The following is a 14,785-nucleotide window of genomic DNA, read 5'->3' as shown; positions in this document are numbered from 1 at the left end:
AGGGATGCCTGATTGTTAGATAAGCGCATGACCTTTATCAAATAATAATGATAATCAATATAAGAATATTATTAATTATGAGGTGTTTTTGCCAATTATTCGCTGGGCGAAAGGATATTTCCTTTCGCATGCTTACCCATTCTTGAGAAGCACCAAAGCGGAAAAGGCAGTGTAGAAATGAGCAGGATCCAAAGCAGAGAATAGACCGAGTCGACGCCGTCATTTTGCAGATTTATAAACAGTTTTACCGGGATACCCTGCGGGAAATAGCAAAATACCATCACTATACCGAACTCCCCTATAACTCTGACCCACGCAATAGCCAGCCCGGTAGCCAATCCTCTTGATGCAATCGGCAGCGTCAATTGGGTCAGAATGTTCCACCGCGAGGCACCCAGGGTTTTACCGGCTTCTTCAACATCGGCAGGCACGCCTTCAAATGCTGCTCGCGCCGACATCACGAAATAGGGAAGCGCACCATAGATCTGAGCTAATACAAAGGCACCGGCATTATTGGTTAATGAAACCCCCAAACGAGAAAGGCCTTCCCCCAGACTGCCGTAGGGCCCGTAAACCGAAACCAGTAGGATCCCCATGGCCAGCGGCGGCGTCAGTAAAGGGATCATCACTGCCGCCTCAACCCACGCACGCCATCGGCTTTCACTGCGCGCCATCCACAGTGCCAGCGGAATCCCCATCACCACGATTATCGGGACAGCGACAGCACTCAGCCCCAGCGAAATACTGACCGAGTGCCAGTCGCCATAGGCCAGATGAAATCCGCGCCACGGCGTAACCGAGATAAGCGTGATGAAGGGGATGGCTAACAGGGCAAGGGCTGGAATGGCCAGCCACAGACTGATCATCCGGCGTTACCTCTTGGTGGCCATTTTGGCTTAGTAGTCATGACCCTTGGGTTTGTCATAGCCGTTTTGCTGAAACAGTTTCTGCCCTTCCGCACTTTTCATAAAGGCCACAAATTCTTTGGCAGCCTGCGGATTTGGCGCATTTTTTAATACTGCCGCATAGAATACTAGCGGTTGGGTATGCAGCGTTTTGTCTTTGCCTGCGTTGTCTTTAATAGTGAAACTGACGGTATCGTACCATTTTGCGGACATGTCAGGATTGCTCAGGTTAATTTCATCCGGCAATACGATATACGGCAGTTTAGCGGAGCGAGTCGCACTTTCGTAGCCCGACGCCGCGTCAACCTGACCCGCTTCAAGACGCGTTAACAGACCACCTTCAGCCAGTACCTGCGCAGGATTGGTGGTTTCTCCCAGCACACTCTTGGTCAATCCCGGCTGGTGATAATACTTTTCGGCCAGCATCATGGTGAAAATAATGTTTTGCCCCTGCGGGTCGGTAGCAGGATCGGTACGTCCAAAGTGAAGCCCAGGCGATTGGAGTACTTTCCACCAAGGTTCAGCCCCCGCTTTATGGTCTTTAATCGCTGCAAACTGCTGTGCAAACTTACCTTTAGGGTTATAAGCAATCACCATGCTGGTGCTAGCAACCGGAACCGAGGTATCTACCAGACCGGCTTTTTTAAGCACGTCTATAGGTCCTGGGGTGATGGAAACAAACACGTCTGCGACGACTTTCTTGGAAGCCAGAAGGTTCGCCATTCCGTAAGCGCCCTGACCCTGCCCCTGATAATTTACATTATGCTGTTTGGCAAACGTCGGACCGAGATATTTATCCATCACCACGCCCATCGAACCGGCATAGGTGACGTTGATGTTATCTGCCGCATTGGCTGCGGCCGCACTGCCCATTACCAGCGCACCGAGCAGGAGGCCAGCACTGATATTATGTATTTTTTTATGCAGAACTCTGTTTTTAACGTCTCGCACGATAAACCACCGCTATGTATAAAGGGATATAACGATAGGGTTTAGACGAGGACTAAATCAAGCAGCTTTTAAATGTATAAATGTAAGCAGAACTGTCTGTATATCAGTCCCCTTCACAACGTATCGCCGTTTAAACGACTTGTTGAGCGAAAATTAATATTTTAACGACACTAAAAATATTACAGTATCCGCTCCCCGCTTTGGCTAAGTAGAGGCCCATGACTATCATGATAATACCCACTACAAGCGCACTAATACCGCCCTACGCTGTTGCAAACATTGAAGACTTTTCGGTGCATCGTCTGGTGGACGCTTCACCTACGGTAAGCAACAGTCAGTGGCTTCCCGGCTCTATAAATAAAAATGATTATCTCAACATTAAAATAGAAGCTATCTCGATGACGTTGAAAGCCAGCCGGGTAAAATATGCCGTTCAGCGCGAGTGTCTTAAACAAGTGATCCGCGATCTTCACTTACTGGATGAGGTGATCCGCCCACAGATTGAAGAAAGCGAAATATGCAGCGAAATGGGCGAAATTAATCAACGGGCCGAGGACAAGCTCACGATCAAACTAGTGAAAATCCCCCCAACCAGCTGCCTGAAATTTTGTGAAGAGACCCACGCGCAGCTGCGTGAAAATACCGTTACTCTCGACTTTAAGGCTAATCATCTGGATTTTGAAGAAACAACGCTGAACAGGCATCAGTCGACTGATTTCGATGTGACGTCGATTCGTGAGATTATTCATGATAAGAAACGCGCAGTACAGCAGGCAATAGACGCCTCAAGCCGCCTGGAAAAGGAGTGCAACTCGGTGCTGGATAATGAAGCGAAAAACATTGCAGACTCACACGGCAACAAACAGACGTTTGATGTTAAATGCAGTCCGAACTTTAGCAAGGAGGTGGTTTATCCGATTTTCCCCACCGCGCTCGACATCGCCTATGACGGCGTGACTCGACACCGGGCTAATCTGATAGCCACCTGTGCACGAATGCTGCAAGAGCACGTGACGCTGGCCTATGCGAAAATTTGGCAAAAAAAATCCACAGCCTAAGTGCTGTGGATTTTAATAATCAGCGCGTTGAGATCACTCAGCCAAGCTGTTTACGCGCGTTGCGGAACATGCGCATCCAAGGGCTGTCTTCGCCCCAGGTTTCTGGGTGCCATGAGTTGCTCACGGTGCGGAATACGCGCTCTGGATGCGGCATCATCACCGTGACGCGGCCAGAGAGGTTAGTGACCGCCGTGATACCGTTTGGTGAACCGTTAGGGTTCGCCGGATAGTTCTCGGTCACACGTCCGTTGTTATCCACAAAGCGCAGCGACACCAGGTTCGCATGCTCCAACTGTGACAAATGCACCGCATCACGCACTTCGACGTGGCCTTCACCGTGTGATACGGCGATCGGCATACGTGACCCTTCCATACCCTGCATCAGCAGTGACGGGCTAGCAGTCACTTCAACCAAACTGAAGCGTGCTTCAAAGCGGTCTGAAAGATTGCGCACGAAGCGCGGCCAGTGTTCAGCGCCGGGAATAAGCTCTTTCAGATTAGACATCATCTGGCAGCCGTTACACACGCCCAACGCCAAAGTCTGTGGACGATGGAAGAAGTCTTCAAACTCATCACGTACGCGCTCGTTGAACAGCACCGACTTCGCCCAGCCTTCACCAGCACCCAATACGTCACCGTAAGAGAAGCCACCGCAGGCCACTAACGTGTGGAAATCCTGCAGGTCGCGACGTCCTGACAGCAGGTCGCTCATGTGCACGTCAACCGCATCGAAACCAGCACGGTGGAACGCCGCCGCCATCTCAACGTGGGAGTTGACGCCCTGCTCACGCAGAACCGCCACTTTAGGACGTGCGCCGGTCGCGATGTAAGGTGCAGCAATGTCTTCCTGCGGCGCGAAGGTCAGATTGACGTTCAGGCCCGGATCGTTATTGTCTTTCTTGGCTTCGTGCTCCTGATCGGCGCACTCAGGGTTGTCGCGCAGGCGCTGCATCTGCCAGGTAGTTTCTGCCCACCAGGTACGCAGCGTGGTGCGGCTTTCGCTGTACACCGGCTTGTCGCCAGAAGTGATCACGAAACGATCGCCCTGATTAACGCTGCCCAGGAAATGCGTGCAGTCGGCCAGGCCATGCTGTGCAAAAATCTGCTCAACCTCGGCGCGTTGGTCATTACGGACCTGGATCACCGCGCCCAGCTCTTCGTTGAACAAAGCTGCAAGAGCAGACTCGCCCAGCGCCGCGATATCCGCGGTCAGGCCGCAGTGACCGGCAAAGGCCATCTCCGCCAGCGTGACCAGCAGGCCGCCGTCTGAACGGTCATGGTAGGCAAGCAGCTTCTGCTCGGAAACCAGTTTTTGCATCGCGTTGAAGAAACCGGCCAGTTGCTCAACGTTGCGCACGTCAGCAGGCGTATCACCAAGTTGACGATAAACCTGCGCCAGCGCCGTCGCACCCAGCGCGTTGTGGCCTGCACCAAGGTCAATCAGCAGCAGTGAACTTTCGCCTTTGTCGGTGCGCAGTTCTGGCGTCACGGTATGACGAACGTCTTCAATACGGGCAAATGCGGTGATAACCAGCGACAGCGGAGAGGTCATTTCGCGCTGCTCGGTGCCTTCCTGCCAGCGGGTTTTCATCGACATAGAGTCTTTACCCACGGGAATGGTGATACCCAGCGCAGGGCAAAGCTCTTCGCCTACCGCTTTAACCGCGGCGTACAGACCGGCGTCTTCGCCCGGATGACCGGCCGCCGACATCCAGTTGGCCGAAAGCTTAACGCGTTTGAGGCTGCCGATTTCGGTGGCCGCAATGTTGGTGAGCGCTTCGCCAACCGCCAAACGTGCAGAAGCGGCGAAGTCTAGCAAAGCAACTGGCGCACGTTCGCCCAGAGACATCGCTTCGCCGTGATAGCTGTCGAGGCTGGCAGTAGTAACCGCACAGTCGGCTACAGGTATCTGCCACGGACCGACCATCTGGTCGCGTGCAACCATACCGGTTACCGTGCGGTCACCGATGGTGATCAGGAAGGTTTTTTCAGCAACCGCTGGCAGATGCAGAATGCGATTCACCGCATCGGCAATCTGGATATTCTCGCCATTCAGCATGTCACCCACGGCTTTCAGGGTTTGCACGTCGCGGGTCATTTTTGGCGTTTTGCCCAGCAGCACGTCGAGCGGCATGTCAATCGGCTGGTTGTCGAAGTGACTGTCTTCCAGCGTCAGGTGCATTTCTTCAGTGGCTTCACCGATAACCGCATACGGCGCGCGCTCACGTTTACAGATAGCGTCGAACTGGGCAAGCTGCGCTGGCGCAACCGCCATCACGTAGCGTTCCTGAGATTCGTTACACCAGACTTCGAGCGGGCTCATACCCGGTTCATCGTTAAGAATATCGCGCAATTGGAAACGACCGCCGCGCTCACCGTCACTCACCAGCTCAGGCATGGCGTTAGAAAGCCCACCCGCGCCTACGTCATGGATAAACAGAATCGGGTTGGCTTCACCCAACTGCCAGCAGCGGTCAATAACTTCCTGACAGCGACGTTCCATTTCTGGGTTATCGCGCTGGACCGAGGCAAAATCGAGGTCGGCATCAGATTGACCAGAAGCCATCGAGGAAGCGGCACCGCCGCCCAAACCGATGTTCATTGCCGGTCCGCCCAGCACGATCAGTTTAGCGCCAACGGTGATTTCGCCCTTCTGCACGTGATCGGCTCGAATGTTACCGATACCGCCCGCCAGCATGATTGGCTTATGGTATCCGCGCAGTTCTGGGCCATTATGGCTGTTGACTTGCTCTTCATAGGTACGGAAATACCCCAGAAGCGCCGGACGACCAAATTCGTTGTTGAATGCTGCGCCTCCCAGAGGACCGTCGGTCATTATCTCTAACGCAGTCACAATTCTGTCAGGTTTGCCGAAGTTCTCTTCCCAAGGCTGTTCAAACCCGGGAATACGCAGGTTAGAAACCGAGAAGCCGACCAGGCCCGCTTTCGGCTTGGCGCCGCGGCCGGTTGCGCCTTCGTCACGGATTTCACCGCCTGAACCGGTGGCTGCACCCGGCCAAGGAGAAATGGCCGTTGGGTGGTTGTGGGTTTCTACCTTCATCAGGATGTGAGCATCTTCCTGATTAAAATTGTACAGACCAGACTCGGCGTTGGCGTAGAAACGGCCTACCTTTGAGCCTTCCATCACGGCGGCGTTGTCTTTATAAGCAGACAGCACGTGATCTGGGGTATGTTCAAAGGTGTTCTTGATCATTTTGAACAGCGATTTAGGCTGCTCTTTGCCGTCGATAACCCAATCGGCATTGAAAATTTTGTGGCGGCAATGTTCGGAGTTAGCCTGCGCAAACATGTACAGCTCGATGTCTGTCGGGTTGCGGCCCAAGTCAGTGAAGGCGTTGACCAGATAGTCAATTTCGTCTTCAGCCAGTGCCAGACCCAGCTTGATGTTGGCCTGTTCGAGCGCAACGCGGCCTGCACCGAGCAGATCAACGTGCTGAACCGGTGCCGGTTGGTGCTGGGCAAACAGTTTTTCAGCATCGTTAAGGTCAGTAAATACGGTTTCCATCATACGGTCGTGCAACAGCGCGCCGAGTGATTGCCACTGTGCTTCGGTCAGTTGTGGTGCTTGAACATAAAACGCTAGGCCGCGCTCAAGACGCACAACCTGCGACAGTCCACAGTTGTGGGCGATGTCGGTTGCTTTGGATGACCACGGAGAAATGGTGCCCGGACGCGGCGTTACCAGAATCAGGCGGCCAACGGGAGCGTGTTCAGCGAGAGAAGGACCATATTTGAGCAGGCGTTGCAACTTGGTTTGCTCATCCGCTGTCAGAGGAGCGCTGACATCGGCGAAGTGTACGAATTCGGCGTAGACGTCGTTAACCGGAAGCTGAGCTTCCTGAAAACGGGAAAGCAGTTTGTTAATGCGAAAAGCCGACAAAGCGGGCGAACCACGCAGTATTTCCATAATCAAATATCTCTCGTCTTCGAAGCAACTGACCGTAGGTGCTTCATTGGGCGCAACAGGGGGGAAAACGCGGCCTATTATAGAGAATCCTCGAGCCCGACGAAACCGTTTGCGCAGGGAATATTAATAATACCTTTAACCCTACGGTTTATATGGGCTATCAGGAATAAAGTTGCAGACTGGCGTTTTGTTGAGCAAAATGCGTCGGCACCGGGATTTTAGCCCCTTTATCAGCACCGTTTTATCTTATTAAAAGAATAGCGCCGCAGAGAGATAACTATTTGAAGCGCATAAAAATTACGTATTTGATCGTCGGCCTGATCACCCTGTTGCTGGCGCTGGCCCTGTGGCCAAGCATTCCATGGCAGCGCGGGTCAGGTGACCAGCTCCAAAACATTCTGTCTCGTGGTGAACTGCGCGTCAGTACGCTCGACTCTTCACAGACCTATTTTAACGGCACCGCAGGTGACCGGGGATTTGATTATGAATTAGCCAGCCGCTTTGCCGACTACCTCGGCGTGAAGCTGGTCATGACCTCACATAAAGATATCGACCAACTGTTTGGCGATCTTAAAAGTAATAAGGCCGACATGCTGGCCTCGGGACTTATCTATAACCCTGAGCGTTTAAAGTCATTTCGTACCGGGCCGGAGTACTACACCGTTTCCCAGCAGGTACTTTATCGGCTTGGTACGGCGCGTCCAAAATCCTATGACGATATTAAAGGCAACCTGGTCGTTTCCGCCGGAGCGGCCCACATCACAACGCTTGAAGACGCAAAGAAAAAGTTCTCGGACCTCAGTTGGGGTGTCACCCACCGCTACTCCCCTGCGGAGTTAATGCAGCAGGTTGCTCAGGGCAAGCTTAAATACACGCTCGGCGATTCAGTGACGGTGGCCCTGCTGCAACGTGTTTATCCGCGTCTGGCGGTGGCTTTTGACGCCACCGAGGATGAGCCGGTGACCTGGTACTTCAATAAAAAAGCCGATGACGACAGCCTCTATGCCGCCATGCTCGATTTTTTTAGCCAAATTTCGGAAGACGGTACTCTAGAAAGGCTGGAAGAGAAGTATTTAGGCCACGTCGGTAATTTTGACTTCGTTGACACGCGCGCCTTCCTTAAAGCCATTGATGACAAGCTCACTACACTTCAACCGCTGTTTGAGAAATATGCCGATAAAATCGACTGGCGGCTGCTAGCGGCCATTTCCTATCAGGAGTCGCATTGGGATCCTAGCGCCACCTCACCGACCGGCGTGCGCGGTATGATGATGTTGACAAGCGCCACCGCTCAGGGATTAGGCGTGAATAATCGCCTAGATACTGAAGAGAGTATTCGCGGCGGTGCACTTTATCTGAACAAAATTATTGCGACGCTGCCGGACACGATTGCCGATGACGATAAAATCTGGTTTGCGCTGGCTGCCTACAATATGGGATATGGCCACATGCTTGACGCCAGGCAACTGACTGCCGCGCAAAAAGGCAATCCTGACAGCTGGGTTGACGTAAAACAGCGTTTGCCGATGCTTAATCAGAAACGCTACTACAGCAAAACGACCTATGGCTATGCGCGTGGCACTCAGGCCTTTAATTACGTTGAAAACATCAGAAAGTATCAAATCAGTCTGGTGGGCTATCTGATGGAGAAAGAGAAGCAAAAGGCGCAGGCTGCTGCGTTAAAAGTGCAGCTTGGTGCGGGGTATCCCGCCGTGACGCTGGAACAGTTAAAAAGCGTGGGCGGTTAACAGCCGCCCTTTTTACTCATCACTCTGACCCTTGGCGGCCCCACGTTGGGCCTTGCGCAGCGCCTTTTGCTGGCTGCGGCGCAGTTTGAAGAACTCACTCAACTGCGTGGAACACTCGTCGGCCAATACGCCTGACGTTACGTCGATATGATGATTCATGCCCGGATGACCTAGCACGTCGAGCAGCGATCCTGCCGCGCCGGTTTTCATATCGACCGCGCCATAAACCAGCCGACGAATCCGGCTGTGCACCATGGCGCCGGCACACATCACGCAAGGCTCAAGGGTGACATACAGCACCGCATCCAGCAGGCGATAGTTTTTTACCACCATGCCGCCCTGACGCAGCGCCATAATCTCGGCGTGCGCGGTAGGGTCATGATGCCCGATTGAACGATTCCAGCCTTCGCCGATCACCTTGTTATCGAGCACCAATACTGCGCCAACCGGCACCTCGCCTGCATCCTGCGCTTTTGAAGCCAGCGTCATTGCATGCCGCATCCAGTACCTGTCGCTGTATTGCTCTATCACGTAAACCTCACCCTGACTAAAACGGCGGCTATCATACACTGCCCGCCCCCGCAGACACAGTATAGCTACCGTTTTAGGTAACAAAGACGGGACGAGGTGAAGCCGTTAACGCTACGTTATTCCAGCTGCTGCAACTCGCCCTGCTTGCTGACGCGAAACCGATGCTCACAGAAAAACAGCAGCGGATTATCCTGTTTGCTGTCGCTGTAGCCGCTGTAGAGTTTAAGCGGTGCGCCAATACGCTGCTCCAGCTGTGAGACTTTTTCTTCACCCAAGCAACGCAATGCCAGCACCCAACCGCCGTTGCGGCGGGCGATGCGGCTGCCTACCAACCTGACGCGCGGTAGAAAAGGGGAAGTGTTGTAAACCTGCTGCACCAGATTCTCCGGCGAGCCCGTTATCAGCCACACTTGTGCATCATCATTGTCGAGATAATCACGCAGGCGCATCTGCACCACCGGAAACGCGATCACCTTCGTACGGAACCAGTTAACAAATTGCAGCTCAAGTGCTTTCAGACGTGCTTCACTGTGCCCAAAGGTAATCGACCACAGCAGTAGACTCATTGGCCAGCGCTCGGCGCGACCACAGAGCAACATACCCAGGCCAATCACCGGCAGCATCGGCACGACTAACAGCAGGTTTTGCGGCATTTTCTTGAGCAGAAAACGCATAAAGGTCCCGAACATATCCTGCTGATGCAGTGTGCCATCGAGATCAAAAAAAACCACACGGCGATCCGTCTTCGCATTCAATGCGTTACTCCTCGGGATCGTTGAACCCCATCATCCAGGTAAAAATAAAGCCGGCCACCATGGTTATCAGTACGCCAGTCAGATAAAGCATTACTTTACCGGAGATAATAGTCAACGCCAAAGGAAGACCTGAAATCCCGAAAGTAATCACCGTCGCCACTTTCCAGTAGCATATCAGTGCCCCGCCAACGGCACCGCCCAAACAGGCTGCAATGAACGGCCTTCCTAGCGGCAGAGTGACACCAAAAATCAACGGTTCGCCGATGCCCAGAATACCGACCGGCAGTGCCCCTTTAATCACTTTTTTGAGCCGCGCATTGCGGGTTTTAAGCAGCACCGCGAAGGCTGCGCCCACCTGCCCCACGCCCGCCATTGCCAGAATAGGCAGCAAAGGATTAGCGCCGTGCGACTGAATAAGCTCGACGTGAATCGGCACCAACCCCTGATGGAGACCTGAAAGCACCAGTGGCAAAAAGGTGCCTGCCAGTAATGCGCCCACTAAAAGGCCGCCTTGATCAATTGCAAGATTTACACCCTGTGCGATAGCGTCGGATATGACACCCCCAAGCGGTTGAAGAATAATAATCGCCAGGGTGGCGGTAATAAGCGTGGTCAACAGCGGATTAAGGATAAGCTCGACCGACTCTGGCAGCCATTGCCGTAGACGTTTTTCAATCCAGCACATCAGCGCCACCACCAGCAGGACCGCAATCACGCCACCGCGCCCCGGCTGCAACACCTCACCAAACAGCGTAATTTGCGCCAGCTGAGGGCTTGAAAGAATACCGGCCATCACCCCGCCCATCGCCTGAGATCCCCCAAAGACTCGAGCGGCATTAACGCCTACCAAGATATTCATGATGGCGAATACTGCACCACCAAACACGCCAAGCAGCGCCAGCACGTTAGGATAGTCCAGAGCCAAGCCGCCGGCGATATCAGGCCGTTTAAGCAGATTGATAATGCCAGTGATCAGCCCCGAGGCGATAAAGGCCGGGATAAGCGGGATGAAAACGTTGGCCAACTGGCGAAGTGCACCGCTCATCGGTGCTGAATATTTGGCTTTAGCCTGAGCCTTATTACTGGCGGCCTGGTCTTTGGGGTCAATGAGAGGACGGTTTAAAGACGTATCTGCTGCATTTTCTAAAAGGCTTTGCATGGCATCAAGCACTTTGGCTGCCGCTCCAGGCCCAACGATCAGTTGATGCTGAGCTCCCTGTTTGACGTACCCTTTTACCCCGTCGAGTTTTTTAAGCTCAGGAATATTCAGCAACAGTTCATCAAACACTTCAATTCTTACCCGAGTCATGCAATTTTCGAGTCGACTGATATTACCTCTACCGCCAATGCCGGTTAAAATCTGCACCGCCAATACCTGAGTTTTATCCGCTGCCATGACAACCCCTCGAAAATGATGACTCTGTATGCGTCAGTAAATAAAGCTAAAAACTACTCCGCCAGCGCAGCACGCAGAAAACCGTTGTGCCGGGCAAGGCGTTCGATGGCCTCTTCGGCGCTGACCTGTGCCAGAATGATCAAAATAGCCGGCTTCACCTCAAAGCCGGTTTGCTGCAGAGCGGCTTCAGCATCCTGGCGTTCGGCTCCCGTGGCCTCAACGACGATCCGGCAGGCGCGATCCACTAGCTTGACGTTAGTGGCTTTCACATCAACCATCAGGTTCTGATAGACCTTACCGATTTTGACCATCGCACCCGTGGAGATCATATTCAGCACCAATTTTTGTGCAGTACCCGATTTAAGACGGGTTGAACCCGTCAGCGCCTCAGGTCCAACAACGGGCGAGATGGCAACCTGTGCCTCGTGAGCGATGGGGGAATCCGGGTTACAAGAAATAGCGACCGTGGCACAGCCTAGATGACGTGCATAGCGCAGAGCGCCAATCACGTACGGAGTACGACCAGACGCGGCAAGTCCCACCACGGTATCGTCGGCGGTAAGGTTAAGATTTTTTAAATCCTCAACACCGAGTTCAGCATTGTCTTCAGCCCCTTCTACCGCCTTGAGCAAAGCACTCGGTCCACCGGCAATCAGCCCAATGACCATGCCATGCTGTACGCCAAAGGTCGGCGGACATTCCGATGCATCGAGTACACCGAGGCGTCCGCTGGTGCCCGCGCCCAGATAAATTAAACGTCCACCGGCGAGAAAAGAGGCCGCCGCCCGCTCTACGGCTTCGGCAATTTGCGGCAATACGGCTTGAATGGCCAACGGCACTTTGCGGTCTTCATTATTGAAGCAAGTGACCATTTCCAAAGTGGACATTTCGTCCAGCCTTGAGGTCGCCGGATTGCGGGTTTCAGATACCAATGCGCCTAAGTTCATCATGACCTCTAGAATATTTAATTCGAAATTTAACTAATATATTTGAATAGTTTATTCAGCAAAGCGAGTTTTTTTTGCTAGTTTAGAGACATCAGGACAAAACTCACGACAGGACTCAGCATCATGAGCAGTATGATACGCATCCGTCAGATGTATCCACAATTGGCAGAGAATGACCGAAAACTGGCCGACTTCTTATTGGCCCAGCCCGATAAGGCGCGTCACTTAAGCTCGCAAAAATTGGCCGAGTTGGCGGGGGTAAGCCAATCGGGCGTAGTCAAGTTTGCGCAAAAATTGGGATATAAGGGTTTTCCGGCACTGAAGTTGGCGATGAGTGAAGCGCTTTCAGCACCACTGGCGGACCCGGCCATTACAGTACATAACCAGATACTGAGCACCGACAGCATGCTTATTGTCGGCGAAAAACTGCTGGCGGAGAAACAGGCAGCGCTGCGCGCCACGCTCGACGTTAACAGCGAGCAGCGACTCCAGCAGGCGCTGTTTATGCTGTCCAGTGCGCGTAAAATTGTGCTCACTGGCCTAGGCGCTTCTGGGCTGGTGGCAAAGGACTTTGCCTATAAGCTGCTAAAAATCGGCATTACCGCGATTGTTGAGTCAGACACCCACGTGCTGCTGGCAACGGTTCAGGCGTTATCGGAGCAGGATTTGCTGCTGGCTATCTCTTTTAGCGGTGAACGGCGCGAGATAAATCTGGCGGCAGAAGTGGCGCGCAAGGCGGGAGCAAAAACGCTGGCGCTGACCAGTTTCTCTCCCAATACCTTACAGCAGCAGGCCGATCACTGCCTGTATACGCTGGCCGAGCTGCCCGTGACGCGCGGTGCCGCTATCTCGGCCAGCACCGCCCAGTACTCACTGACCGACATTCTTTTTATGGCGCTGATTCAGCAAGATACCGAACATGCTCCTGGCAGAATAAAGCACAGCGAAAATCTGGTGAACAAGCTGAGTTGATCCCGATCAGCTTTAGTGCCGATATCCCGTTAAAGCACCCGTTTTTCCAGAAGATAGCCGCAGTAAATTTGGTATAATTTGCGCCCCTGAAAACGCCCGAGCAATGAGAAATTATGGCGCTGTTAATTACCCACAGATGTATCAATTGCGATATGTGCGAGCCAGAGTGTCCAAATCAGGCGATAGCGATGGGAGAAATGTTTTACGAAATTGACAGCGATCGCTGTACGGAATGCGTGGGGCATTATGATACGCCAACCTGCCAGACAGTATGCCCTATCGTTCATACCATCATCATCGACCCGCAACGTCGAGAAACTAACGAACAGCTGTGGGACAAATTTGTGGCACTGCACCATTCTGCACAGCTTTGAGCCCGCAGAACGGTGCAGCACCGAGGTTACTCAGCTTTCAATGATCACCGTCGCACAGGCATAGTGTCGCTCGTCGGCCAGCGTGACGTGTACCGCTTTCACACCAAACTCGGCGGCCATTTCTGCCGCGCGGTCGTGAAAAATCAGGCTCGGTTTTCCCAGGGCATCATTGACGACTTCAAACTGCTCAAACGCCAGTCCATTGCGGATCCCCGTGCCTAACGCTTTTGCTGCCGCCTCTTTTACGGCAAAACGCTTGGCAAGAAAGCGTATGGGCTGCTGATGTTTAAGATACAGCTGCCATTCGTTGGCGCTCAAGATACGCTTGGCCAGTCGGTCGCCACTGCGCTCAACCACCGCTTCAATGCGGACGATTTCGACAATATCGGTGCCCAGCCCAAGAATAGCCATTAGCGACGCGCTTCACGCATCAATGCTTTCATTTCGCTAACCGCACCGGCCAATCCGTCAAAGACGGCCTGACCAATAATCGAATGACCGATATTCAGCTCATGCATTTCCGGCAGTGCGGCAATCGGTTGAACGTTTTTATACGTCAGCCCGTGTCCAGCATTGACCTTTAACCCTTTCGACGCTGCATAGGTTGCCGCGTGTTTAATGCGCTGAAACTCGGCTTCGCGGTGAATGCCTTCTGGGGCTTCAGCATAGGCACCGGTGTGAATTTCAATGTAAGGCGCGCCCACGGCAACTGCGGCGTCAATCTGGCGAACGTCTGGGTCGATAAACAGCGATACCAGTATCCCGGCTTCGGACAGACGCTCTACGGCCACTGTCATTTTGTCTTTTTGACCGGCAACGTCGAGGCCGCCTTCAGTGGTTACTTCTTCGCGTTTTTCAGGCACCAGGCAGCAGAAATGGGGTTTGATGTCGCAGGCAATGCCGACCATTTCGTCGGTCACCGCCATTTCGAGATTCATGCGCGTCTGAATAGTCTCACGCAAAATTCGCACGTCGCGATCGGTGATATGGCGGCGGTCTTCGCGTAAGTGCACGGTGATCCCATCGGCGCCGGCCTGTTCGGAAACGAAAGCGGCCTGAACGGGATCCGGATACGCGGTACCGCGTGCGTTTCTCAGGGTAGCGATGTGGTCAATATTGACGCCCAACAGTAATTCAGCCATGAAACACTCCTAAATTTGAGATACCCAAAGGGTTCGAGACGCAGCAGGACTTAGCATATAGGCGGCAGTTTACACGCT

13 protein-coding genes are annotated in these 14,785 nt (G+C 53.2%); 4 read left to right on the top strand and 9 right to left on the bottom strand.

The window, feature by feature from the left end; translation table 11 throughout:
- Positions 1–95 precede the first annotated feature (95 nt).
- Positions 96–866: a molybdate ABC transporter permease subunit gene (locus BS639_RS19580; RefSeq protein ID WP_055776601.1), complete on the bottom strand. Its 771-nt coding sequence runs from the start codon at positions 864–866 to the stop codon at positions 96–98.
- 30 nt (positions 867–896) lie between these two features.
- Entirely contained in the window at positions 897–1,778 is an 882-nt protein-coding gene (locus tag BS639_RS19575) for an extracellular solute-binding protein (RefSeq protein ID WP_407690321.1), read from the bottom strand.
- A gap of 296 nt (positions 1,779–2,074) precedes the next feature.
- On the opposite strand from BS639_RS19575, the gene BS639_RS19570 reads away from it, so the two are divergent.
- Positions 2,075–2,914: a hypothetical protein gene (locus tag BS639_RS19570; protein WP_084984079.1), complete on the top strand. Its 840-nt coding sequence runs from the start codon at positions 2,075–2,077 to the stop codon at positions 2,912–2,914.
- Positions 2,915–2,951: 37 nt separating this feature from the next.
- Here BS639_RS19570 and purL read toward each other — a convergent pair whose 3' ends face one another.
- A complete protein-coding gene (gene purL / locus BS639_RS19565; protein ID WP_084984078.1) occupies positions 2,952–6,842 on the bottom strand; it encodes a phosphoribosylformylglycinamidine synthase in 3,891 nt (1,296 codons plus the stop codon).
- A gap of 281 nt (positions 6,843–7,123) precedes the next feature.
- Between purL and mltF the strand changes: the two genes are divergently transcribed.
- Positions 7,124–8,590: a membrane-bound lytic murein transglycosylase MltF gene (gene mltF / locus BS639_RS19560; protein ID WP_084984077.1), complete on the top strand. Its 1,467-nt coding sequence runs from the start codon at positions 7,124–7,126 to the stop codon at positions 8,588–8,590.
- Between the two features lie 12 nt (positions 8,591–8,602).
- Here the strand turns inward: mltF and tadA are convergent, their stop codons facing one another.
- The 4 genes from tadA to murQ all read right to left on the bottom strand — a co-directional run bounded on the left by tadA (position 8,603) and on the right by murQ (position 12,219).
- Complete coding sequence (tadA, locus tag BS639_RS19555) at positions 8,603–9,160, bottom strand: tRNA adenosine(34) deaminase TadA (protein WP_407690320.1); 558 nt, start codon at positions 9,158–9,160, stop codon at positions 8,603–8,605.
- A gap of 77 nt (positions 9,161–9,237) precedes the next feature.
- Entirely contained in the window at positions 9,238–9,876 is a 639-nt protein-coding gene (yfhb, locus tag BS639_RS19550) for a phosphatidylglycerophosphatase C (protein WP_055776587.1), read from the bottom strand.
- A 4-nt stretch (positions 9,877–9,880) separates the two neighbouring features.
- Positions 9,881–11,272: a PTS transporter subunit EIIC gene (locus BS639_RS19545; RefSeq protein ID WP_084984076.1), complete on the bottom strand. Its 1,392-nt coding sequence runs from the start codon at positions 11,270–11,272 to the stop codon at positions 9,881–9,883.
- Between the two features lie 53 nt (positions 11,273–11,325).
- A complete protein-coding gene (gene murQ / locus BS639_RS19540; RefSeq protein ID WP_084984075.1) occupies positions 11,326–12,219 on the bottom strand; it encodes an N-acetylmuramic acid 6-phosphate etherase in 894 nt (297 codons plus the stop codon).
- 123 nt (positions 12,220–12,342) lie between these two features.
- Here murQ and BS639_RS19535 point away from each other — a divergent pair, with 123 nt between their 5' ends.
- Positions 12,343–13,191 carry a MurR/RpiR family transcriptional regulator gene (locus BS639_RS19535; RefSeq protein WP_055776578.1) on the top strand — a complete coding sequence of 283 codons (849 nt, stop codon included), beginning with the start codon at positions 12,343–12,345 and terminating at the stop codon, positions 13,189–13,191.
- Between the two features lie 113 nt (positions 13,192–13,304).
- Positions 13,305–13,565 (top strand): YfhL family 4Fe-4S dicluster ferredoxin, encoded by a 261-nt coding sequence (locus tag BS639_RS19530; protein ID WP_055776574.1) that lies wholly within the window; start codon positions 13,305–13,307, stop codon positions 13,563–13,565.
- Between the two features lie 30 nt (positions 13,566–13,595).
- Here the strand turns inward: BS639_RS19530 and acpS are convergent, their stop codons facing one another.
- On the bottom strand, positions 13,596–13,976 hold the full coding sequence (gene acpS / locus BS639_RS19525; protein ID WP_055776570.1) for a holo-ACP synthase: 381 nt from the start codon (positions 13,974–13,976) through the stop codon (positions 13,596–13,598).
- The gene (pdxJ, locus tag BS639_RS19520; protein WP_055776567.1) at positions 13,976–14,707 is read right to left on the bottom strand and encodes a pyridoxine 5'-phosphate synthase; all 732 of its coding nucleotides are present in this window, start codon (positions 14,705–14,707) and stop codon (positions 13,976–13,978) included. The genes acpS and pdxJ overlap by 1 nt, the downstream gene beginning before the upstream one ends.
- Positions 14,708–14,785: the final 78 nt, after the last annotated feature.

This window comes from Rouxiella silvae (assembly GCF_002093625.1).
In the GTDB taxonomy this organism is placed as follows: Bacteria; Pseudomonadota; Gammaproteobacteria; order Enterobacterales; family Enterobacteriaceae; genus Rouxiella; species Rouxiella silvae.
Note: the sequence above shows the minus strand (reverse complement) of the source record. Positions and strands in the feature narration are given on the sequence as shown.